Genomic DNA, 23,699 nt, shown 5'->3' on the forward strand with positions numbered 1-23,699 from the left:
TCAACCGGCGGCTCGCACGTCGTCGAGCGCGGTGGCGTCGAGCAGGCCCAGCTGGGCCGCGTGCGCGGCGATCTGCACGCTGTCGTCGACGGCGAGCATGGGCACCCCGGCCGCGGTGACCTCGGCGGCGAGGGCGTCGACCTCGGCGATCCGGCCGGGGAGCGCGTGGCGGGTGCGGCGGATGTAGACGGCGCGGATGCGGTCCGGGTGCTCGCGGGCGAGCACGGCGTAGATCTCCGGGTCGAGCTGCCCGCAGTCGCCGACCAGCACGAGCCCGAGCCGCGGGTGCTCCTCGAGCATCCGCTCGACCAGCCCGGCCTTGTGCTCCTGCGCACCGATCCGGAACAGGCCGCTGCGCGAGGGTCCCCAGTCGGTCAGGAGCAGCGGGCCGAGCGGGAAGCGGCGCAGCGCGACGAACTCCAGGAGCATCTCGTGCAGGTTCCACGGGCTCGTCGAGACGTAGAAGACCGGTCGGGCCGGGCCGTCGGCCGGCTCCGTGAGCGCGCGGTAGAGCGCCGCCGCGCCGGCGAGGGGCGTGCGCTCGCGCACCGGGGTGAGCAGGGTGGCCCGCACGAACTCGATCCCCCGGGTCAGGCCGGTCTCCAGGATCGTGTCGTCGACGTCGCTGACCAGGCCGACCCGCGCGTCCGGGTCGACCACCAGCACCTGCGCCGACACCGTGGCCCCGTCCCGCAGCCGCAGCTCGAACGCGTGCCATCCGGGGCGCAGCGGCTCGGCGACGTCGATCACGGCGTCGAGGTAGCCGTCGCGGTCGGCCCGGATCTGGGTGACGACCCCGGGACCGCTCACGGTCACGACGGCCCCCGGGACCTCCACGGTGAGGAAGCGCGCGACGGTGGCCCGCAGCACCGCGCGCCGCGACCGCGGGGTCGGCGCCGGCGCCTCCGGGACCCCGACCGCGGGCGCCGCCGCCTCCGGCCTGCCGAGCACGACCCGGCCGCCCACCCGCACTCGCCGGGTGGTGCCGTGGCCGATGAACGGCACGATCATCGGCAGGTGCCGGCCCCGCACCCGCAGCGTGAGCAGCACCCCGGCCTGGATCGCGCTCTCGGCGGCCATCGCGGCCCGGGCCACCAGCTTGCGCACCTGCACGCCGCAGACCTACAGCACGGCACCCGCCGGGGCCACCGCGGGGCCCACGTACCATGCGATCAGTGCGCACCGTCCTCCTTGACGTCGACGGCACCCTCGTCGACTCGGCCACCACGATCGTCGAACACCTGGCCGCGGCCATCGCCGAAGTCGGCTTCCCGGTGCCCGACGAGGCCCGGCTGCGCCGGTTCGTCGGGCCACCGTTCGAGACCGCGCTGCCCGAGCTGGGCCTGACTCAGGAGCAGACGGCGGCGGCGATCGTGGCGTACCGCGCCTCCTACGACGCGGTCGCGGCCACGGTCACGCCCGTCTACCCGGGGATCCCCGCGTTCCTGGAAAGGCTGCGCGAGGACGGGATGCGCCTGGCGACCGCGACGTCCAAGCCCGAGGAGCTGGCCCGCAAGATCATCGCCGGCACCGGCCTCGCGAGCTACTTCGACCTCGTGGGCGGGGCCGATCACCTGGGCGGCCGCGTGGGCAAGGCGGCCGTCGTCGGGTCCGTGCTCGAGCGGCTGCGGCTCGACCCCGCGCGCCACCCGGTGGTGCTCGTCGGCGACCGCCACCACGACGTCGAGGGCGGCGACGCGCACGGGGTGCCCACGATCGGCGTCGCCTGGGGCTACGCGGAGCCCGGCGAGCTGGCCGGCGCCCGCCGCATCGTGGCGGACCTCGACGAGCTGGCCGCGGTGCTGCGCGGCGACGAGGTGTGGTCGACGACGGCTCCGCGGGACGCGGCCTGACCACCGGCCCGTTCCTCGACCCGGGACTGCGCTACTTCCTCGCCGTGGCGCAGGCCGGCTCCATCGCGGAGGCGTCCGCCGAGCTGCACGTCGCGGCGTCGGCGATCAGCCGCCAGATCACCCGCCTCGAGCACGAGATCGGCGTGCCGCTGTTCGAGCGGCAGCCCCGCGGGATGCTGCTCTCCGACGCCGGCGTGCGGCTGGCCGCCGTCGTCCGGCGCAACGTCGCGGACGTCGACCAGGTGATCGGGGACATCCGGCGCTCCCGGGGCGGCCACCGCGTGCGGATCCGGGTGGCCAGCGCCGAGGGCTTCGCGTGGGACCTGCTGCCGGAGGCGATCGCCTCCTTCCACCGCGACCACGCCGACGTCGGCTTCGACCTGCACGTCACGTCGTCGGCAGCGGCCACGGAGCGGGTGCGCGACGCCGCCGCGGACCTCGCGGTGACCTTCAACCTCACGCCCGCCCGTGACGTCCGGGTGGAGTACTCGCAGCGCGAGTACGTCCACGCCGTCGTGGGCGCCACGCACCCCGTCGCGGGCCGGCCCGCGGTGTCGCTCGCCGAGCTGCGCCCGTACGCGCTCGCGATCGTCGACGACTCCACCACCGTGCGGCAGCTGTTCGACGTCTGCTGCAGCGCCGAGGGGCTCACGTTCGACCCGGTCTTCGAGACCGACTACTCCGGCGCGCTCTACACGTTCGCGAAGCTCGCCGACGCCGTCACCCTGACCGGCCGGCTGCCGGCCCGCCGCCGGCTCGCGGCCGACGGGCTCGTCGCGGTCCCGCTCACCGACCGCGGGATGCACCAGCGCTACGTGCAGATCCAGTCCACGGCCGGGCGTGAGCTGCCACCCGTCGTGCAGGAGTTCGTGGCCCACCTCGTGGGGCGCGTGCAGGCGCCGTAGGGCGCCGTCCCGCGTAAACGCGGCGACGCCGATGGCCGTCCCCGCGATGATGGCCGGCATGGATGCGGTCGAGATCGTCGTCGCCCACCAGGAGCGCACGACGCTGCGCGTCGGCGACGTGTTCCTGAAGGTCGACGTCGATCAGGCGCGCACCGACGTCGAGGTCCGGGCGATGGCCGTGGCACCGATCCCGACTCCCCGGGTGCTGTGGCACCAGCCGCCCGCGCTCGCGCTCGCCGCCGTCGGCGGCACGGCACTCGGCCGCCTCGGCGAGCCGTCGAGCGCGTCGCCTGCGGCGTGGGCCGCGGCGGGTGCCGCCGTGCGGGAACTGCACGACGCGCCGCTGCCGCCGTGGCCCGGTCGGAGTGTCGAGGAGATCGCATCGGAGCTCGACCGCGAGTGCGAGTGGCTCGCCGCGTCCGGCACGCTCCCCGCCGCCGTGGTCACGCGCAACCGCGCGGTCGCCGAGGCTGCGCTCCGGCCGTGGACCCCCGTGTTCACGCACGGCGACCTGCAGCTCGACCACGTGTTCGTCGACGGTGACGAGGTCACCGGCGTGATCGACTGGTCCGAGGCGGCGCCGGGCGACGCCCTGTACGACCTCGCCACCTTGACGTTGGGGCACCAGGAGCGCCTGGGAGACGTCGTCGCGGGTTACGGCGCCGACGTCGACCTCGACGTGATCCGCGCGTGGTGGTCGTTGCGGAGCCTGCGGGGCGCGCGCTGGCTGGTCGAGCACGGCTTCGACCCGGACTCGCCCGGCTGCGAGTTCGACGTGCTGAGATCCCGGATGTGAGGCGTCCGACGGGGCCCGTGGTCCGTGCGCCGTGCCGCTACGGCAACGGTCGTTGCCGGATCGGTGATGGTCGCCGGGAGGAAGCGCTCCTACGCTTCGCCGAAACCGGTTCCGGCAGGCGGAGGAATGCCAGTGACCCGCAGCGACGCCATCGGGCGCGCAGCCACGTACGTCGACTCGGGCGCATTCCGGGAGGAGCTCGGCCGCCGGGTCGCCCTGCGCACCGAGAGCCAGGACCCGGCCGCGCTGCCGCAGCTGCACCGCTACCTCACCGGCGAGATCGGACCGGCGCTCGACCGGATCGGTGCGCGCTGGCACGTGGTCGAGAACCCGCTCCCCGGCGGTGGCCCGTTCCTGATCGGGCACCGGGCCGAGGACCCAGCCCGGCCCACCGTGCTCGTCTACGGGCACGGCGACGTCGTGCTCGGCCAGCCGGAGCGGTGGCGCGCCGGGCTGTCGCCGTGGTCGATCACGGTCGAGGGCGACCGCTGGTACGGCCGCGGCACTGCCGACAACAAGGGCCAGCACACCCTCAACCTCGCGGCGCTGGAGCAGGTGCTCGCCGCGCGCCGCGGGCGGCTGGGCTTCAACCTCAAGGTCCTCGTCGAGACCGGCGAGGAGGCCGGGTCCGCCGGGCTGCGCGAGATGGCCGCCGCGCACGCCGACGAGCTCGCCGCCGACGTGCTGATCGCCTCCGACGGCCCGCGCCTCGCGGCGGACCGGCCGACGGTGTTCCTCGGGTCGCGCGGAGCGGTGGGCTTCACGCTGAGCCTGGACCTGCGCGAGGGCACCTACCACTCCGGCAACTGGGGCGGGCTGCTGCGCAACCCGGCCACCGTGCTCGCGAACGCGATCGCGAGCCTCGTCGACGGTCGGGGCGTGATCCGGGTGCCCGGCCTGCGCGCTCCCGCCATCCCGGAGTCCGTGCGCCGGGCGCTCGCCGACATCTCGCCCGGCGGCGGCCCGGACGACCCGGCCATCGACGAGGGCTGGGGCGAGCCGGACCTCGGTCCCGCCGAGCGGCTGCTGGGCGCGAACTCCCTCGAGGTGCTCGCCTTCACCGCCGGCACCCCGGACGCGCCGGTCAACGCGATCCCGGCCACCGCGCGGGCGCACTGCCAGCTGCGCTACGTCGTCGGGACGCCCGCGCAGGACCTGCAGTCGATCGTGCGCGAGCACCTCGACGCGCACGGCTTCGGCATGGTCGCCGTGCACGTCGACCACCTGATGGCGGCCACCCGCGTCGACCCAGACCACCCGTGGGTGCGCTGGGCCGTCGACTCGATCGCGCGCACCACCGGGGCGCCGCCCGCCGTGCTGCCCAACCTCGGCGGCTCGCTGCCCAACGACGTGTTCACCGACGTCGTCGGGGTGCCGACGGTGTGGGTCCCGCACTCCTACCCGGCCTGCGCACAGCACGGGCCGGACGAGCACCTGCTCGTGCCCGTCGCCCGCGAAGGCGCGCAGATCATGGCCGGCTTGTTCTGGGACCTCGGCGAGCCCGGCCCCGACGGCCCGCCCGCCTGACCGCAGCGGAGAGGACGCCCGGATGTCGAATGCCCCGGAGTCGGCGCAGCAGACGAAGCAGCCGAGCCCCGCCCGGATCATCACCGCGGCGTGCGTCGGCAACGCACTCGAGTGGTACGACATCGCCGTCTACAGCTACTTCGCGGTGTACGTCGCGAAGGTGTTCTTCCCCGCGAGCGACCCGACCACCGGCCTGCTGCTCGCACTCGGCACGTTCGCCGTCTCGTTCCTGATCCGGCCGATCGGCGCGGTCGTCCTCGGCTCGTACGCCGACCGGGCGGGCCGCAAGCCCGCGCTCGCGCTCTCGATCGCCCTGATGGTGCTCGGGACGCTGATCATCGTCGTCATGCCGTCGTACGAGGCGGTGGGGCTGCTCGCGCCGATCGGGATCCTCGTGGCGCGGCTCGTCCAGGGCTTCTCGGCGGGTGGTGAGTTCGGCAGCGCCACCGCGCTGATGGTCGAGCACCTCCCCGGGCGACGCGGTTACGCCGCGAGCTGGCAGTTCGCCAGCCAGTCCGCGGCCACGCTGCTCGCCGCCACGCTCGGCACCGTGCTCACCTCCACGCTGTCGGACGACCAGCTCCTCTCGTGGGGATTCCGGATCCCGTTCGCCGTCGGGCTGCTGGTCGGTCCGGTGGGCTGGTACATCAGGCGCCACGTGCCCGAGGCACCGCAGTTCGCCCGCACGGACGACCTGGCGCCCGACCACCGGCCCGGCCGCGTGATCCTGCGCGAGCAGAAGGTGCGCGTGCTGCTCACGATCGGCGTCCTCGCCGCGACGACCTGCCTCAACTACCTGATCAGCTACATGCCGACGTTCGCGATCAAGAACCTTGGGCTGCCGGCGTCGACCGGGTTCGCCGGGGTCATCCTGGGCGGGCTCGTGCTGCTGATCGCCACGCCGCTGGCCGGACACCTCTCGGACCGGTTCGGGCAGATCAAGATCATGGTCCCGGCCGCGGCGCTGATCCTCGTGCTGATCTACCCGCTGTTCGCGCTGCTCGTCGCGGTTCCCGGGCTGACGGTCATGCTCGGCATGCTGGCGGTGCTCGGCGTGCTGAAGGCCGCGTACTTCGGGCCGATGGGCGCGCTCATGGCGAACCTCTTCCCCACCGGGACCCGCGCCACCGGCATGGCGGTGGGCTACAACATCGGCGTCGCCGTGTTCGGCGGCTTCACCCCGTTCATCGCCACCTGGCTGATCGCCACGACCGGGAGCCCGCTCGCCCCCAGCTTCTGGGTGATGGTCACCGCCGTGCTGAGCCTCGGAACGCTCGCCACCATCCGCCGCCTCGGGCTCCACTGACCCGTCGAACCCATCAGAGCCCGATCGCCGGGGTCCGGCCCGGAATCCGATGACACCCCGCCCATCTCGGGTGAGGCGGGACCTCGGGCCCCGGGCGAAGGCTGACCGGACCGCGACGGCGTCGAGGGAGGCCCTGGTGCGAACGTTGCTGAACGTGATCTGGCTACTCCTCTGCGGGATCTGGCTGGCCATCGGCTATGCGCTGGCCGGTGTGGTCTGCTGCATCCTCATCGTGACGATCCCGTTCGGGCTGGCGTCGTTCCGGATCGCCGACTTCACGCTGTGGCCGTTCGGCCGGAGGCTCGTACGGCGCGACGACGCCGGTGTCCCGTCCGTGCTCGGCAACATCATCTGGATCATCGTTGCGGGATGGTGGCTGGCCATCGGGCATCTCGCGACGGCGGTGGCACTGGCCGTGACGATCATCGGGATCCCGCTGGCCCTGGCCAACCTGAAGCTGATCCCCGTGTCGCTCCTCCCGCTCGGGCGGGTCATCGTGGATACGGACGACCTGCAGGCCGGGCGGTATCCGATGGTGAGCTGACCCGCGGCCGTCGGCGGCGACGGTCAGGACGCGACGCCGGCGACCCGCGATTCCCCGGCGCTGTGCGCGATCGCGTTCAGCGCAGCCAGGCAGACCAATACTCGCCGGCCGGATCACGGTGGTGGCGGCGAGGACGAGTGCCTCCGTGCTCATGGCACCGGAGCGCGATCAGGAGCTCAGGATGGTGCGCTTCTGCAGCACGTCCTCCGGCACGCTCGCATCCGCGAACTCCACGACGATGTGGTCGACCGGCCCCATGACGTCCATCCCGTCCCTCATACTGCCCCCCTTCGCAGCGTTGGTGCGTCCGACATGGTGAACCCGGCCATCCCCGCGGCCTCACCTGTCGGGGATGAGCGGCCGGCGATCAGGTCTGGGCGGGCGAAACACGCGGGCCCCGCCCCCTACCTATCGGCGTGCGGCGTGGCCAGGTGCGATCATCGCCCTCAGGCGCGCGAAGAACCACGTCAAGAGCCACCCGAACAGCAGCCACACCAGCCGTGGCAGCCCCCGGGACGGCGGCGCCGCGGGGGTCGACCGGGTTCGCACCGCCTCGGCCCGCTGCGGCCCGGGCACGACCCGCTCCTCCCCACCCGGGCCCGCAGCGCCCGCCGTGTCGGCGCCGGCCGGTGGGCCGGGAGGCACCCGGTCACCCCCGGCGTCGCGGCTCAACCGGGCCCGGAACACGTGGTACGCCCAGCCCTGGTAGACGAGGACGACGGGCAGCAGGACGACGAGCGTGACGGTCATGACCCGAAGCGTGTACGGCGACGACGCGGCCGCGCTCACCGTGAGGTCGTTCGCCGCCCCGAGGCTCGAGACCATCACCCGTGGGTAGAGCTCGGCGAACAGCGCCACGACGACGGCCGCCATCGTGGCGCAGGTGGCGGCGAAGGCGGCGCCGTCGCGATCCGCGTGGATCAGCACGGCCGCCGCGATCACGGCGATCACCGCGCCGAACTCGATCGCCGACCACAGGACGCCGCTCCCGGAGTCGATCTGGGTGGAGACGACGAAGGCGATCACCGCCACGGTGGTGATCGGCCCCAGGATCCGGCCGGCGCGCAGCGCCCGCTGCCGCACGTCGCCGTCCGTCCGGAGGGCGAGGAACGCCGCGCCGTGGAACAGGCAGATCAGCGTGATCGTCACCCCGACCGTCACCGCGTAGGGGCTGAACAGGTCGCCGACGCTCCCCACGAACTCCTGCCGGTCGTCGATGGGGACCCCGCCCAGGAGGCTTCCGAGCACGATCCCCAGGCCGAGCGGGGTGACGAAGCTGCCCACCGTGAGCGCGAGACCCCAGAACCGGCGGCCGCGCTCTCCCGCTGCGTGGGCGCGGTACTCGAAGGAGACGCCACGCAGGATCAGCGCGACGACCACGACGAGGAAGATCGGGTAGAAGCCGGACAGCATCGTCGCGTACCAGTCCGGGAAGGCGGCGAACGTGCCGGCGACCGCGACGATCAGCCAGACCTCGTTGCCGTCCCACACCGGACCGATCGCCCGGATCGCCGTGTCCCGTCCGGCCTCGTCCCTGCCCACCACCCCGTGGAGCATCCCGACGCCGAAGTCGAAGCCCTCGAGCAGCAGGAAGCCCGTCCACACGACGACGAGGACGATGAACCAGAAGGCGGCAAGTGTCATCTCGGCCGTCCTCAGTAGGTCGGTTGCACTTCGGGCTTCGTGGCCTGCGGCTCGTCGGGCGACGGAGCGGGCTCGAGCTCCTTGCGGGCGTAGCGCGCCATCAGCCACCAGTCGACGACCGCGAGCACGGCGTAGAGCAGCGCGAACACCGCCAGGCTCGTCACGATCGCCCCCGGGCCGACCGAGGGCGACTCGGCGTCCTCGGTGCGCAGCAGCCCCTGCACGATCCAGGGCTGGCGGCCGTTCTCGGTGAGGATCCAGCCCGCGGTGTTCACGATGAACGGCAGCGGCAACGTCCAGATCGCGACGCGCAGGAACCACGGCGAGCTCGCCAGCCGGTTGCGCCGCCACAGCCCCCACAGCGCGACGAGCAGGATGAGGCTGCCGAGGTAGGCCATCGTCCGCATCGACCAGTACTGGATGAAGACGTTCGGGACGTAGTAGCCCGGCCCGTACTGCGCGGTGTACTGGGCCTGGAGCTCGTTCAGCCCCACCACCTGCCCGTTCCAGGAGTTCGTCGCGAGCACCGACAGCAGGTGCGGCACCTGGATGACCTTCGTCGGGGTCTGGTCCTCGTTGCCGCCGCCGATCTGGAACAGCGAGAACGAGCACGGCTGGCACGTCTCCCACTGCGCCTCGGCGGCGGCGATCTTCATCGGCTGGTACACGCCCTCGGTGACGCCGAGCTCGCTGCCCACGAGCAGGTTGAGCGCGACGGCCGGCGTCAGCACCACGAGCGCGATCCGCGCCGACAGGTCGAACTCCTTCGCCCCGCCCCGGCGCAGGTGCCACGCCGAGACCGCCAGCATCACGACGGTGGCGGTGACCAGCGACGCGAGCAGCACGTGCAGGTAGCTGCGCAGGAACACCGGGTTGGTCAGCACCGCGCCGATGTCGGTGAGCCGCGCCTGGCCGGTGGTGGGATCGATCGTGTAGCCGACCGGGTTCTGCATCCACGAGTTGGCGGCCATGATGAACGCCGCCGACAGCGCCCCGCCCACGGCGACCGCCCAGATCGTGGCCAGGTGCACCCGCGGCGAGAGCCGGCCCCAACCGAACAGCCACAGGCCGAGGAACACCGACTCGAGGAAGAACGCGGCCAGTCCCTCCATCGCGAGCGGGGCCCCGAACACGTCGCCCACGAACCGCGAGAAGCCCGACCAGTTCATCCCGATCTGGAACTCCTGCACCAGCCCGGTGACCACCCCGATCGCGATGTTGATCACCAGGAGAGTCCCGAAGAACTTGGTCAGGCGCAGGTGCCCCGGCTCGCCGGTCCGGTGCCACCGCGTCTGGAGCAGGGCGGTGAGGAACGCGAGCCCGATCGTGAGCGGCACGAACAGGAAGTGGTAGATCGTCGTGGTGGCGAACTGGAGGCGGGCCAGGTCGACCGCGGACACGTCAGCTCCCCGTCACCGCCGGGCCTTCGCCCGGTCGAGCTCCTCGTCCAGCGTGATCGCGGCGTCGATCAGCGCGAGGTGCGTGAATGCCTGCGGGAAGTTGCCGATCTGCTCCCCGGTGATGGCGATCTCCTCGGAGAAGAGCCCCACGTGGTTGGCGTAGGTGAGCATCTTCTCGAAGGCCAACCGCGCGTCCTCCAGCCGGCCGGCCCGGGCGAGCGCGTCCACGTACATGAACGAGCAGAGCGAGAACGTGCCCTCCGCGCCCAGCAGCCCGTCGGGAGAGGCCGCGGGGTCGTACCGGTAGACGAGGCTGTCGGTGACGAGCTCGTCGTCCATCGCCCGCAGCGTCGAGCCCCACATCGGGTCGTGCGGGGTGATGAACCCGACGCTCGACATGCGCAGCAGCGACGAGTCCAGCACCGGGCTGCCGTAGTGCTGCACGAAGGCCTTGCGGTCGGGGTTCCAGCCCTTGTCCATGATCTGGTCGTAGATCGCGTCCCGGGCCTCGGTCCACGTCGCGACGGCACCCGGCCGGCCGTGGGTGGCCGCCATCCGGATGCCGCGGTCGAAGGCAACCCAGCACATCAGCCGTCCGTACGTGAAGTCCTGGCGCCCGCCGCGGGTCTCCCAGATGCCCTCCTCCGGCTGGTCCCAGTGGGTGCTCAGCCAGTCGAGCAACTCCCGGACCGAGTTCCAGCCGCGATGGCCGACCTCGAGGCCCCGGCGGTCGGCGAAGTAGATGCTGTCGAGCGCCTCGCCGTAGATGTCGAGCTGGAGCTGGTCGGCGGCCCCGTTGCCGATCCGGACCGGCCGCGAGCCGCGGTAGCCGGACCAGTGCTCGAGCGACTCCTCCTTGAGGTCGGACGAGCCGTCGACCCGGTACATGATGTTGAGCGGGCCGCCCTCGCCGCCCACCCGCTCGGCCACGCGGTCCCGCAGCCAGCCGCTGAACTGCGCCGCCTCCTCGGTGAACCCGAGCCGCAGCAGGGCGTAGACGGAGAACGACGCGTCCCGCACCCACGTGTAGCGGTAGTCCCAGTTCCGCTCGCCGCCGACCTGCTCGGGCAGGCCCGTGGTCGGCGCCGCGACCAGCCCACCGCTCGGGGCGTAGGTCATCAGCTTGAGCGTGATCGCCGAGCGCTGCAGCGTCTCCCGCCAGCGGCCGGTGTATGTGCAGCGGTGCAGCCAGCTCCGCCAGTGCAGGACGGTCTCGTGGAACATGCGCTCGAAGTCCGCCACGCGGATCTCCCGCGGTGGCCCGCCGGCGTCCGACTCCAGCACCATGCCCCGCACCTGGCCTGCCGTGAGCGCGATGCTGATGTGCAGGTCGCTCTCCTCGACCCGGGCGTGCGCGATCCGCTCGTCCCCCGGCTCCCGCACGGCGTGGATGGTGAGCGTGAGCGCGTCGGTGCCGAAGACCGCGCCGGTCGCCGACAGATCCAGCGTGTGGGCCCGGCGGCCGTAGTCGAAGCGCGGGGCGACGTCGACCTCGAAGGTCATCTCGCCGCGGATGCAGCGCACCATCCGCGCCAGCTTGTGGTTGCCGGTGGCCACCGACCCGGCGGGCGGCATGAAGTCGACCACCTCGCCCATCCCGGCCTCGGTGGTGAACCGGGTGATGAGGATGGCGGTGTCCGGGAAGTACATCTGTCGCGACTCGTAGTCGCGGTGCGGCCGGATCCGGAAGTGCCCGCCGCGTTCGTCGTCGAGCAGGGCACCGAAGACGCTCGGCGAGTCGAACCGCGGACAGCAGAACCAGTCGACCGACCCGTCCGTGCTGACCAGCGCGGCCGTCTGGAGATCGCCGATCAGGCCGTGGTCGGCGATCGCTGCCTCGGTCATGGCTGCCTCCCGCATCGGTGGTGCTCCGGAGCGGGCACCGTCGCGCCGGTCGGGATCGTTGGCATCACCCTCGTGAGGTGATGCCAGCGGCCGGGCGGTCGCAGGACCGTGGCCCGTCGCGTGCCACGACCACCACCGAGGAGGCACCGTGTCCGTCTCCGTACCCAGCGACCGGCACTACGACGTCATCGTCATCGGCACCGGCGCGGGCGGCGGCACCGTCGCCCACCGGCTCGCACCGTCCGGGAAGCGCGTGCTGATGCTCGAACGCGGCGGTTACCTCCCCCGGGAGCGCGACAACTGGGACTCGACCGAGGTGTTCGTGAGGGGGAAGTACCGGGCGCCCGAGTTCTGGTACGACCGCCACGGCCGCGAGTTCCCACCGGAGGTCAACTACTACGTCGGGGGCAACACCAAGTTCTACGGTGCGGCGCTGTTCCGGCTCCGGCCGCAGGACTTCGGGGAGATCCGCCACCACGGCGGGATCTCGCCGGCGTGGCCGATCTCGTACCCCGACCTCGAGCCGTACTACTGCGAGGCGGAGCACCTCTACCAGGTGCACGGCCGGCACGGCGAGGACCCGACCGCGGGGCCCGCGAGCCGGGACTACCCCCATCCCCCGGTGCAGCACGAGCGGCGGATCCAGCAGCTGTCCGACGACCTGGAGAAGCAGGGCCTGCACCCGTTCCACCTGCCGATCGGGGTACGCCTCACCCAGGACGCGCAGGGCATGGCCACCCACGACAGCGTGTGCATCCGCTGCGACCGGGTGGACGGGTTCCCGTGCCTGGTGGGCGGCAAGGCCGACGCGCAGGTGATGTGCGTCGACCCCGCCGTGGCGCACGAGAACGTCGAGCTGCGCACGGGCGCCCACGTGACGCGGTTGGAGACCGACCCGAGCGGGCGCACCGTCACCGCGGTGGTCACCGAGCTGGGCGGCGACACGGTGCGGTTCGCCGCGGACGTGGTGGTCGTCGCCTGCGGGGCGGTGAACTCGGCGGTCCTGCTGCTCCGGTCCGCGAACGACCGGCACCCGAACGGCCTGGCCAACGGCTCCGGCGTGGTCGGCCGCCACTACATGCGCCACAACAACCTGGCCATGATGGCGGTCTCGAAGGAGCCGAACCCCACCCGCTTCCAGAAGACCCTGGCCTTCAACGACTGGTACTCCGCGTCGGCCGAGTGGGACTACCCGATGGGCGGCGTCCAGATGCTCGGCAAGTCCGACGGGGAGCAGATCCACGCGAACGCCCCGCGCTGGGCCGGTCACCTCACCCCCGACATGCCGCTGGAGGTGCTCGCGCACCACGCGGTCGACCTCTGGCTCTGCGGGGAGGACCTCCCGCACCCGGACAACCGCGTGACGCTAGACGGCGAGGGGCACGTCCACCTCTCGATCGACGAGAGGAACAACATCGAGGGCGTGAAGCGGCTGCGGCACGCGGTGGCGAGCCGGCTCGGCGACCTCGGCATGCACGAGCACCACCTGCTGGACCACAGCATCTACCTGCACAAGGGCATGCCGATCGGCGCGACCGCACACCAGGCGGGCACCGTGCGGTTCGGCACCGACCCGGCGAGCTCCGCGCTCGACACCGACTGCAAGGCGCACGAGCTCGACAACCTCTACGTCGTCGACACCAGCTTCTTCCCGAGCATCGGCGCCGTGAACCCGTCGCTGACGGCGATCGCGAACGCGCTGCGGGTCGGGGACCGCGTGCTCGAACGACTCGGATGATCGAGAGGGAGAACCATGGCGACGGACCGAGTGGACGCTCTGGTCATCTTCGGGGCGACCGGTGACCTGGCGAATCTGGAGACCTTCCCGGCGCTGGTGGGGCTGGTGGACCGGGGGGTGCTCGACGTCCCGATCGTCGGGGTCGCCAAGAGCGGCTGGGGCCTCGACCAGTTCCGTGACTACGCCGCGCGGTCCCTGCGCGACAACGGCATGGACGAGGGCTCGCAGCCGGCCCGCAAGATGCTCGGCCTGCTCCGTTACGTGGACGGGGACCTCGACGACGACGCCACCTACGCGGCGATGTCCCGGGAGATGGGCGACGCGCCACGAGCCCTCTACTACCTGGAGGTGCCCCCGTTCCTGTTCGGCCGCATCGCCGAGGGGATCTCGAAGGCGGGACGCGCCGAGGGCGCCCGCGTGATGGTGGAGAAGCCCTTCGGCACCGACCTGGCCAGCGCCGTCGCGCTCAACGCGACGATGCACCGGTACTTCCCGGAGGACGCGATCTACCGGGTCGACCACTGGCTGGGCATGGATCCGCTGAACGACGTACTCGTCGCCCGGTTCGCCAACTCGATGATCGAACCGCTGCTCAACCGCGACCACGTCGAGAGCATCCAGATCACCATGGCCGAGGCCTTCGACGTGGCCGATCGGGGCCGCTTCTACGACAGCGCCGGCGCGATCCGTGACGTCGTGCAGAACCACATGCTGCAGGTGTTGGCCACCGTGGTCGCCGACCCGCCGGACGGCTCCGGCCCGAGCTCATGGCTGGACGCGAAGTCGCGGGTGATCTCCGCGCTGCGCCCGCTGACGCCCGCGGACACCGTTCGCGGCCAGTACGACGGCTATCGAGAGGTCGAGGGCGTCGACCCGCTGTCGACGGTGGAGAGCTACGTCGCGGTCCGGCTCGCGCTCGACTCGTGGCGGTGGGCGGGGGTGCCCATGCTCATCCGCGCGGGCAAGACCATGCCCGTGACCGCCACCGAGATCAGCATCCGGTTCCGCACGGTGCCCTACAACGTGTTCGGCATGTTCGGGGTGACCGGCCGGGAGGTCACCAACGCGCTGCGGTTCCGCATCTGGCCGAACACCCGGATCAGCCTGGCGCTGGCCGGCAAGAAGCCCGGCGCCGGGGCCGAGCCGCAGCTGAACGACCTCGTCTTCGCCGAGCACGGCAGCGAGGACATGCGCCCGTACGACCGGCTCATCGGCGCGGCCCTCGACGGGCAGCGGATCTTCTTCGCCCGCGAGGACACCGTGGAGGCCGCATGGCGCGTGGTCGACCCGGTGCTCGGTGACGTCGTCCCGGTGCACACCTACCCGCGGGGCAGCTGGGGGCCCAAGGAGGCCGACGACCTCCTCCCGGACGGCGACGCCTGGCACGACCCGGCCTGAGGGGCGGCGAACACGATGAGTCGGACACCAGGAAGTGGTGCGCCCGCGCGCCGGGTCGTCATCGTCGGAGGCGGCTTCGGCGGCCTCTTCACGGCGCGGGCGTTGCGCCGCCGCGACGAGTTCGCGATCACGCTGGTCGACCGCGCACAGCACCACCTGTTCCAGCCGCTGCTCTACCAGGTGGCGACGGGAATCCTGTCCGAGGGCCAGATCGCGGCGCCGCTGCGCGACGTTCTCAAGCGCCACCGCAACGTCGAGTGCGTCCTCGCCGAGGTCGTCGAGGTCGACACCGAGGCCCGCCACGTCGTCGCGGAGCGACCGCTCGGCGAACGCATCACCCTGCCCTACGACGACCTGATCGTCGCCGCGGGCCTTCGCCAGTCCTACTTCGGGCACGACGAGTTCGCGCAGTGGGCGCCGGGGATGAAGACGATCGCCGACGCGCTCGCGATCCGGCGAAGGGTGTTCGGGGCGTTCGAGCTCGCCGAGACCGCATCCGACCCCGACGAGCAGCGCCGCTGGCTCACGTTCGCCGTGGTCGGCGCCGGCCCGACCGGTGTGGAGCTCGCCGGGCAGATCCGCGAGCTCGCCACCCGCACGCTGCGCGCGGAGTTCCGGCACATCCGGCCGGAGGACGCCCGGGTGCTGCTCTTCGACGGCGGGGACGAGCCGCTGGCGTCGTTCGGGCCCGCGCTGTCGGCCAAGGCCGCGGGCCAACTGCGCGAACTCGGCGTCGAGCTGCACATGGGCACCATCGTCACCCGCGTGGACGGCGACGGCCTCGAGACCCGTGACCGGGCGGGGACGACGGTCCGCCACAAGGCCGGGACGGTGCTCTGGGCGGCGGGGGTCGAAGCACCCGCCGTGGCCGGCTCGCTCGCGAAGGCCACGGGAGCGCGGCAGGACCGCGCCGGGCGCATCGAGGTGGAAGCCGACCTCACGATCGCGGGCCACCCCGAGATCTCCGTCGTCGGGGACCTGATGAGCCGCGACCGGCTGCCCGGGGTCGCCGAGGTCGCGATGCAGTCCGGCCTCTACGCGGGGCGCCGGATCCGGCACCGGGTCGAGGGCAAGCCGATCGGCCCGTTCCGCTACCACGATCTCGGTTCGGCCGCCTACCTGTCCCGTGGCAACGCGGTCGTGTCGGCGGGCCCCCTGAAGTTCGCCGGGTTCGCGGGCTGGCTCTCCTGGCTGTTCATCCACATCGCCTTCCTCACGGGGTACCGCAACCGCGCCGGCGCGGTGCTCACCTGGGCGGCGGCCTTCGCCCGCGACGCCCGGCGCGAGCGGGCGTTCACCACCCAACAGATCGAGAGGTTGCGGGACGTCTACCGGCCGCCCTCCGGGAAGGACCGGCCGCCGGTCCCGTCGTGAGCGGGCTGGACCGGCGGCTGTTGCGGCACGCGCCTGCGGTCCGTGGGTTCGTCGGGCTCGGCGCCGGCATCGGGCTCGCGTCGGCGGTGCTGGTGATCGCCCAGGCCGGGCTGCTCGCGGACACGATCGCCGCCGCGTTCCTCGGGGGCGCCGGGCTCGAGACGCTCGCGGTGCCGCTCGCCGCACTGGCCTGCGTGGTGGTGGGCCGGGCCGCCCTCGGCTGGGCCGCCGAGGTGGCGGCGGCCCGCGCAGCGACGACGGCGGTGGCGCAGCTGCGCGCCGCCCTGCTCGACCACGTCCTGCGGCTGGGGCCACGCCACCCCGGGCTGCCGTCCACCGGACAGCTCGCCACGCTCGCGAGCCGCGGCGTGGACGGTCTCGACGGCTACGTCGGCCGCTACCTCCCCCAGCTGCTGATCGGCGCCACCGTGCCCCTCGTCGTCGGCATCCGGATCCTCACGGCGGACTGGGTCTCGGCGCTGATCATCGGCATCACGATCCCGCTGATCCCCGTGTTCATGGTGCTGATCGGCCTGCGGGCCAGGGCGACCACAGCGCGGCAGTGGAACGCCCTGGCCGCCATCGGTCACCACTTCGTCGACGTCGTGGCCGGGCTCGACGTGCTGACCGCCTACGGCCGGGCCCGCCGGCAGACCCGCCAGATCGCGGCGATGTCCGAGCGGTACCGCCTCGAGACGATGCGCGGGTTGCGGGTGGCGTTCCTGTCCTCGCTCGCGCTGGAGCTGCTGGCCACGCTGTCGGTGGCGCTGGTCGCGGTGTCGGTCGGGCTGCGGCTCGTCGAGGGGCACCTCGACCTGGCGACCGGCCTCCTCGTGATCGTGCTGGCCCCCGAGGTCTACCAGCCGCTGCGCGCCGTGGCCGCCCGCTACCACGACAGCGCCGAGGGGACCGCCGCCGCCGCGGAGGTCTTCGCGGTGCTCGAGCTCCCGGTAGCCGCTTCGGGGCCCACCGCGGCGCCCGACCCGGCCGCCGGCCCGGTCCGGCTGCACGCGGCCGGCGTCGACGGGCGGGCCGGCGCGATCTTCGACGAGATCTCGGTCGCGGTCGGCCCGGGCGAGGTCCTCGGGATCAGCGGCCCCAGCGGCGCGGGGAAGTCCACGCTCCTCGACCTGCTGCTGGGCTGGCGCCTGCCCGACCGGGGCGCGGTGACCGTCGACGGCGTCGACCTCGCGGGCGTGGACCGCGAGGCGTGGCTGCAGCGCGTGGCCTGGGTGCCGCAGCGCCCGGTGCTGATCGCCGGGACCGTCGAGGACAACGTGCGGCTCGGCGCCCCGCACGCCACCGCGGCCGAGCTCGCCGCCGTCGCCGCGACCGCCGTGCTGGACCTCCCGCTCGACGGGCCCGTGCACGAGCGGGGCCTGGGGCTGTCCACCGGGCAGCAGCGTCGCGTCGCGCTCGCCAGGGCGCTGTTGACGGACCGGCCCCTGGTCCTCCTCGACGAGCCGACGGAGGGCGTCGACCCGGACACCGAGGCGGCGCTGCTCACCGGGCTCAGGGCCGCGCTCGCCGGCCGGAGCGCGGTGGTGGTCAGCCACCGGCGTGCCGTGCTCGATCTCTGTGACCGGGTGATCGCGCTGCCCGGTCGGCCGTCGCGCCCCCGACCGGCGCCCCGCCCGCAGGCATCGCCGCCACCGCAGGACACCGCCCCTCGCTCGACGGGTGCGGCAGGGGACACCGACCGCGAACCGGACGCACGGCGGGGTGACGTGCGCGCGCTGCTCGCGCTGATCCGTCCGCACCGCCGGCGGCTCGCCGTGGCCGTGGCCGCGGGCAGCGGGGCGCTGGGCAGCACGGTCGCGCTCGCCGCGACGTCGGCGTGGCTGATCTCGGCGGCGGCGCTGCAACCGCCCGTGCTCACGCTCCTCGTCGCCATCGCAGCGGTCCGCCTGTTCGGGCTGGCCAAAGGCTTCCTCCGCTACGGCGAGCGGCTGGCGTCCCACGACGCCGCGCTGCGGATGCTCGCCGACCTGCGCGCCCGGCTGTGGGGCGCGCTCGTGCGGCTGGGGCCTGCGGTGACCGGACGGCTGCGGTCGGGCGAGCTGCTGTCCCGCATGATCGGCGACATCGACGCCCAGCAGGACGTGGTGGTGCGCGCGCTCGTTCCCGCCACCGCGGCCGCCGTGGTGGGACTCGCAACCACGGCGGGCCTCGGCCTGGTCCTCCCCGGCGCGGGCATCGCGCTCGCGGCGGGGCTCGCCTGCGCGGGAGCCGTCGCCCCCGCGCTCACCGTCGCGCTGGCCGGGCGGGCGACGACCCGGACCGCGGCGGCCAGGGGCGCGCTCGCCGGTGCCGTCGTCGAACTCCTCGACGCGCGCCCCGACCTGATCGCCTTCGGTGCCGCCGTGCGACGGCGCCGCACCGTCGCAGCCCTCGAGCAGCGTGTCTCGGCGCTGAACCGCCGCGCCGCCGCCGCAACCGGCGTGGGGGCGGGCCTGACCGTGCTGGCCGTCGGGGGTTCGACGGTGTGCTGCACGGTGCTCGGTGTGGCGGCGCTGCGCGCCGGGTCCCTGCCCGGTACCGCACTCGCCGTCGTCGCCCTGACCCCGCTGGCGACCGCCGAGCTGGTCGCGGCGCTGCCGGACGCCGCGCAGCGGCTGGCGACCGCGCTGCCCGCGGCGCGCCGGCTCGCGGAGCTGGAGCGCGCTCCCGCCGCCGTGGGCGAGCCGGTTCGACCGCTCCCCGCGCCGCCCGGCCGGTGGCTGGACGTGGACGGGCTCACCGTCCGGTGGCCGGGTTCCGACCGGGACGCCGTGACGGGCCTCGACCTCGGGCTCCCCTCCGGCACGCGACTCGTCCTCACCGGTCCGACCGGCTGCGGCAAGAGCACCGTGCTGGCCACGCTCATGCGCACCCTCGAGCCACGGGCGGGAGCCGTCCACGTCGACGGGATCGACACCCGTGACGTGCTCGGCGACGACCTGCGCACCCGCATCGCGTGGTGCGGCCCCGCCACCCACCTGTTCGACAGCACCCTGCGGCAGAACCTGCTGCTCGCCGGCCCCGGCGCGGGCGACGGCCGGCTCGTCGACGCCCTCGGCCGCGCCGGGCTCACCGACTGGCTGGCCGAGCTGCCCGACGGGCTGGACACCCCGGTGGGCAGGCGCGGCGGCGCGGTCTCCGGCGGGGAACGCCAGCGCATCGGGCTCGCGCGTGCCCTGCTAGCGGATCGACCGCTGCTGCTGCTCGACGAGCCGACCGCGCACCTCGACGACGCAACCGCCGCACTGGTGCGCGCCGACCTGCTGCGCGCGACGGCGGGCCGCACGGCACTCGTCGTCAGCCACCGCCCGGACGAGCTACCCGGGCTCCCCCGGGTGTGCCTGCCGGCACCGGCCCGGCTCGGAGTGCGTCACGAGCGCGCCGACCGCGGCGAGTAGGTGTTCTTCTCGTGGTCCTGCCAGGCGCCCGCGCCGGCGCTGGCGGCGGCCTTGACCTGGTGCCACTTCAGGTTCGCGAGCTCGTGGGGGGCCAGATCGGCGCGCCGGTACCAGCTGCGGGTGGCACCGAACAGCGCCGCGCAGAACATGGCCAACCCGGCCAGCCCGGCAAGGCCGGCGGCGGCGAGCAGCGCTCCAGCTCCGATCAACACGCCGCGGTTGAGGTCCTGCAGTGACGGGTCGGTCCGGCGATCGTTCATCTCGGGCTCCCTGTCTCGTCACGATCACGACGCGGTGGCTCGCGCAGAGCGTGCTGTGCCGCCCGACCGTCCCGCCTCACCCGACGGGGATGATGCTCGGCCGGCTCAGCCGGCGGGCCGCTCCCGGCCGGGCGTCGCCGGGGTGCCCGCGTCGTCGCGCGGTCCGGGCGGCGCTGCGGGCCGGGCAGCGAGCCTGGCCGACACGACGTGCGCGACGACGACCGCCACGATGACGATCGGCGTGACCGCGAGGCCCTCCTCGAACATCAGCAGCGTGGCCAGCATCACCGAGGTCAGAGGCAGCTTCAGCATGACGACGCACATCGCCCCGATCCCCATGGCCACCCCGGCGACCAGCGGCAACCCGGGCAGGTGCGACATCGCGATCCCACCCGCGGCGCCGATGAAGATCGCCGGGAACACCGGACCACCCCGGAAGGCGGAGAGCGACAGGCTGTAGGCGAGCCCCTTGCACACGACGAGCAGGAACAGCGCACCGAGCGAGTAGTCGGCGCTGTGCTGCAACAGCAGGCCGACGTCCTCCTCGCCGGAGCCCAGCACGTCGAAGGCACCGTGACCGGTGGCGGCCGTGTAGATCATGACGATGCAGGCGACGCCGAGCCCGACCGCGGCCGTGAGGAGCACGGTGCGGCGCTCGACGTACCCCCGCAGGCAGATCCCGAGCCAGCGGATGCCCGATCCGACGAAGGCGGCGAGCACGCCGATCACCAGCGCCCACCCGAACTGTGCGATGTCGGGGTGCGCGAAGGGCGGTAGTCCCGGCAGCTCCAGCGCGACCGTCCCGAGACCGCTCAGCTGGTTGAGCCCGACGAAGACCAGCGATCCGATGCCGGCGGCCAGCAGCCCCGGGAGCAGCACCAGCCCGAGCACCGGGCCACCCAGGCCGGCCGACTCCATGAGGAGGAAGGCGCCGAGGAGCGGCGAACCCAGGAGGGCGCTGATCGCCGCGAAGCTCCCGGCCGACGCCACCACGGCGGCGGCCCGGTCGGGCACGTCCCGGCGGGTCAACCGCACCGCCAGCACGGCGAGCCCGCCGCCCAGGGCGATCAACGGCGCCTCCGGGCCCAGCACAGCTCCCAGCCCCAGGCTCGTGATCGCCGCGAGCAGGATGCCCGGCAGGTCGGCCGGGTGCGGCGTGTGCCCGCCGGCGAAACCGTCGAGCGGGGAGTGCCCACCGCCCCCGGGGAGGTGCCGGATCATCAGGCCGACGAGCACCCCCGCGATGCCCAGGAGGGGCAGCGGCCACCACAGCGGCGTCCCGGTGAACCCGAAGGCACGGGGCAGGTCCGCGTAGACCCAGAGTTGGATCGCGTTGACCAGGTGCAGGAAGTAGTAGGCCGCCGCCGAGATGGGCGCGCCGACGACCGCCGCGAGGAGCAGCAGGCGCAGGTACGCCGCGGACCGGAGCTGGTCGGTGGGGTCCGCCGGCCGGCCGCCACGTGCCGCGTCGCCTGCTGGAGCCGCCGCTCCGGCCCCGTCTGCCATCGCCGCACCTCGGTTTCCTGGTCGTGCACCCCGCGGGCGGCGGCGACCGTGCCCTCCCCCGGCGGGTCGTGCATCGCCCCCGCCGGGTGAGCCGCGCCTGCACTACCGCGTCGTCCGGTTCACCTCTCCGACCTGCCGTCGCTGCCCGAGCCGCTCGAGCCACGCGACGAGCTGGTGGTGCACCGCGTCGGCACCGACGAGGGTCCGGTCGACGAGCCAGTCCGCCGGGTGGACCAGCACCGCGCGGGACTGCCAGCCGCCCAGCCCGCCGTGACAGCCGACGAGCTCCTCGAACGCGGCCACCTCGCCGGTGGACACGTCGATCCGGCTGTTGACCAGGATGTCGCCGACGTGCGGGAGCTCGTGGTGGCGCCTCAGGTCGTCCGCCGCACGGGGCCCGAACGGCGCCAGGGGGTCCACGCCTTCCACGCGGTCGTCGTGCAACCTGCGCATGCCCTGGGGCCCGAGGACCAGCGGGCCGTGGATGAGCGAGCGCACCATGACGAACCCGACACCGGGATGGGTCGCGAGCCCGTGCAGCAGTTCGGGGTGCAGCTCGTCGATGTCCTCGATGGTCAGGTGCCCCGGCACGCGGGGGAAGTAGATCAGCCCGAGATTGCCCGACGCGACGACGACGAGGTCCGGGCGCTCGGCGTCCGGCGGTCGACGGTCCGCGAACCCGCCGTCGTCGCGGGGGTGCCGGCGCCGGATCCGGCGCGAGACGTCGCCCGACGTCCCACCCTCCGCGTCCATCCCGGCGAGCAGCGCGTCGACCCGGCCCCACTGCTCGCCCTCGTGCGTCGCCGCCGCCGCGACGTCGACCCCGGTGCGCATCAGCTGCCGGACGAGGTCCTCCAGCCGCAGGCCGTAACGCTGCAGGAACGTGGCGCCCTGGCTCTGGCCGTGGTCGGACAGCACCACGAAGCGGTACGGCCTCGGTGCGGCGTTCGCGACCTGCTCGAGCGTGCCGAGCACGTTGTCGATCCCTTCGAGCGAGGCGAGCGCCTCGGGGCGGGTCGGGCCGGCGTGGTGGGCGATCTCGTCGTAGTCGACGAAGTCGCAGAAGAGCGACGGCACGCCGCCGCGGAGGTGCACCGCGACGAGGTAGGTGTTCAGCTCCCGCAGCAGCACGTTCGTCACGCCGCGCAGGGCCACGTAGGAGGCGCCGCGGTGGATCCTCGGCTCGATGCCGCGCAGCCGCTGGCGGCGGCCCTGGTAGAGCTCCTTGACCAGCTCGGCCACGGTGAGCACCAGTGAGCGGGTCAGCCCGAAGGGGTTCACGAGGTAGGCGCCCAGCGCGCGGGTCGGACCGCGACGGCCGGAACCCGACCCGACCGTGCTCATCGTCAGCAGGCTGGTCGGCGCGTCACCGGAGAAGACGTTCGCGATGCTCACCCCGCCGTCGGCGAGCAGCCCGCGGCCGTCCGACAGCCGCGACTCGACCAGCGTGCTGTCCCGGGGGTGGTTGGTGACCATGAGCCGCCCCGGGTCCTTCTCCCACCAACGGAAAGCGGGCACCTCGTCGCTCGCGCCGTGCAGCAGTCCGGCCTGGCTGGCCGGGGTCGTCGCGGGCAGCTCGGCGTGCCACTCCTCGAGGGCGTGGCTGCCCGACCGGATCCAGCGGCTCAACGTCGGCAGGTTGCCCGCCTGGATCGCCCACCGCGCGAGTGGCGCCGACAGACCGTCGATCTGGATCATGACGACCCCGGGGTCGTCGGTCCGCGCGGCGGTCCGGTCGGCGCGGCGAGTGCTGCGCAGGAGATGGGCGATGACCGCGCCGTTGTCGCCCGCCGTGACGAACCAGCTGGCGATGCTCACGAGGATCGCGTAGATCCACGAGGCCCAGAACGCGTCCCACCACCCCCACACGTGGATCCCCGGCGTGACGGCGAGGGTCAGGTACATCAGCACGGCCTGCGCGAGGAGCCACCCCGCGACGACGCCCGCCCAGCCGAGCCATGCCGCCACCACCACGAACACCGGCCGAAGCGCCGCCGCGAGCAGTCCGAGGAGCACCGTGGCGAGCAGGACGTCCCAGCCCCGCTCCGCGGAGATACCGGGCAGCACCGCGATCGTGCATCCCAGTGCCGCCCATCCGATGGGGACCATCACGGCCACGTGGCACGCGACCGCCACGCCTCGCCGCCATCGCGAGGGGCGACCTGTGGCCATGGCGCGAGCCTGGCGTGATCAGCCGGGGTCCGT

The 23,699-nt window shown here is 73.4% G+C and carries 17 protein-coding genes; 10 read left to right on the forward strand and 7 right to left on the reverse strand.

From position 1 onward, the window contains the following. On the reverse strand, positions 1 to 1,113 hold the full coding sequence (locus tag ACU436_RS06935; RefSeq protein WP_459022833.1) for an App1 family protein: 1,113 nt from the start codon (positions 1,111 to 1,113) through the stop codon (positions 1 to 3). Between the two features lie 62 nt (positions 1,114 to 1,175). Between ACU436_RS06935 and ACU436_RS06940 the strand changes: the two genes are divergently transcribed. The 6 genes from ACU436_RS06940 to ACU436_RS06965 all read left to right on the forward strand — a co-directional run bounded on the left by ACU436_RS06940 (position 1,176) and on the right by ACU436_RS06965 (position 6,931). Beyond that, positions 1,176 to 1,853, forward strand: a complete 678-nt coding sequence (locus ACU436_RS06940) for an HAD hydrolase-like protein (RefSeq protein ID WP_459022834.1) — start codon at positions 1,176 to 1,178, stop codon at positions 1,851 to 1,853. Beyond that, positions 1,820 to 2,758, forward strand: a complete 939-nt coding sequence (locus ACU436_RS06945) for a LysR family transcriptional regulator (protein ID WP_459022836.1) — start codon at positions 1,820 to 1,822, stop codon at positions 2,756 to 2,758. Before ACU436_RS06940 ends, ACU436_RS06945 begins: the two co-directional genes overlap by 34 nt. A 31-nt stretch (positions 2,759 to 2,789) precedes the next feature. Continuing rightward, a complete protein-coding gene (locus ACU436_RS06950; protein WP_459022838.1) occupies positions 2,790 to 3,554 on the forward strand; it encodes a phosphotransferase family protein in 765 nt (254 codons plus the stop codon). Between the two features lie 126 nt (positions 3,555 to 3,680). Continuing rightward, positions 3,681 to 5,081, forward strand: coding sequence for a M20 family metallopeptidase (locus tag ACU436_RS06955; RefSeq protein ID WP_459022839.1), 1,401 nt, complete (start codon positions 3,681 to 3,683; stop codon positions 5,079 to 5,081). Between the two features lie 22 nt (positions 5,082 to 5,103). Further along, positions 5,104 to 6,387: an MFS transporter gene (locus ACU436_RS06960; protein WP_459022841.1), complete on the forward strand. Its 1,284-nt coding sequence runs from the start codon at positions 5,104 to 5,106 to the stop codon at positions 6,385 to 6,387. Between the two features lie 136 nt (positions 6,388 to 6,523). Beyond that, entirely contained in the window at positions 6,524 to 6,931 is a 408-nt protein-coding gene (locus ACU436_RS06965) for a YccF domain-containing protein (RefSeq protein WP_459022843.1), read from the forward strand. 408 nt (positions 6,932 to 7,339) lie between these two features. On the opposite strand, the gene cydB is transcribed toward ACU436_RS06965, so the two are convergent. Genes cydB through ACU436_RS06980 form a run of 3 tightly spaced genes read right to left on the reverse strand, consistent with a single transcriptional unit; the run spans position 7,340 to position 11,820 of the window. Further along, entirely contained in the window at positions 7,340 to 8,575 is a 1,236-nt protein-coding gene (cydB, locus tag ACU436_RS06970) for a cytochrome d ubiquinol oxidase subunit II (RefSeq protein ID WP_459022845.1), read from the reverse strand. An 11-nt stretch (positions 8,576 to 8,586) separates the two neighbouring features. After that, positions 8,587 to 9,975 carry a cytochrome ubiquinol oxidase subunit I gene (locus ACU436_RS06975; RefSeq protein ID WP_459022847.1) on the reverse strand — a complete coding sequence of 463 codons (1,389 nt, stop codon included), beginning with the start codon at positions 9,973 to 9,975 and terminating at the stop codon, positions 8,587 to 8,589. 12 nt (positions 9,976 to 9,987) lie between these two features. Beyond that, positions 9,988 to 11,820: a glycoside hydrolase family 15 protein gene (locus ACU436_RS06980; RefSeq protein WP_459022848.1), complete on the reverse strand. Its 1,833-nt coding sequence runs from the start codon at positions 11,818 to 11,820 to the stop codon at positions 9,988 to 9,990. Between the two features lie 148 nt (positions 11,821 to 11,968). Between ACU436_RS06980 and ACU436_RS06985 the strand changes: the two genes are divergently transcribed. From ACU436_RS06985 to cydD, 4 genes are read left to right on the forward strand one after another with little or no spacing between them, the layout of a single operon-like run. Continuing rightward, complete coding sequence (locus ACU436_RS06985; RefSeq protein WP_459022850.1) at positions 11,969 to 13,558, forward strand: GMC oxidoreductase; 1,590 nt, start codon at positions 11,969 to 11,971, stop codon at positions 13,556 to 13,558. 15 nt (positions 13,559 to 13,573) lie between these two features. Beyond that, on the forward strand, positions 13,574 to 14,956 hold the full coding sequence (zwf, locus tag ACU436_RS06990) for a glucose-6-phosphate dehydrogenase (RefSeq protein WP_459022852.1): 1,383 nt from the start codon (positions 13,574 to 13,576) through the stop codon (positions 14,954 to 14,956). A gap of 15 nt (positions 14,957 to 14,971) precedes the next feature. Continuing rightward, positions 14,972 to 16,330: an NAD(P)/FAD-dependent oxidoreductase gene (locus ACU436_RS06995; protein ID WP_459022854.1), complete on the forward strand. Its 1,359-nt coding sequence runs from the start codon at positions 14,972 to 14,974 to the stop codon at positions 16,328 to 16,330. Next, positions 16,327 to 19,728: a thiol reductant ABC exporter subunit CydD gene (cydD, locus tag ACU436_RS07000; protein WP_459022856.1), complete on the forward strand. Its 3,402-nt coding sequence runs from the start codon at positions 16,327 to 16,329 to the stop codon at positions 19,726 to 19,728. Before ACU436_RS06995 ends, cydD begins: the two co-directional genes overlap by 4 nt. Here the strand turns inward: cydD and ACU436_RS07005 are convergent. The 3 genes from ACU436_RS07005 to ACU436_RS07015 form a co-directional block, all read right to left on the reverse strand. Further along, a complete protein-coding gene (locus tag ACU436_RS07005; RefSeq protein ID WP_459022857.1) occupies positions 19,701 to 19,988 on the reverse strand; it encodes a hypothetical protein in 288 nt (95 codons plus the stop codon). The genes cydD and ACU436_RS07005 overlap by 28 nt on opposite strands. Before the next feature lie 105 nt (positions 19,989 to 20,093). Next, positions 20,094 to 21,494, reverse strand: a complete 1,401-nt coding sequence (locus tag ACU436_RS07010; RefSeq protein WP_459022859.1) for a chloride channel protein — start codon at positions 21,492 to 21,494, stop codon at positions 20,094 to 20,096. Between the two features lie 102 nt (positions 21,495 to 21,596). Next, positions 21,597 to 23,603, reverse strand: coding sequence for a phage holin family protein (locus ACU436_RS07015; RefSeq protein WP_459022861.1), 2,007 nt, complete (start codon positions 23,601 to 23,603; stop codon positions 21,597 to 21,599). Positions 23,604 to 23,699 lie beyond the last annotated feature (96 nt).

Source organism: Pseudonocardia wallangbongensis, from assembly GCF_054486945.1.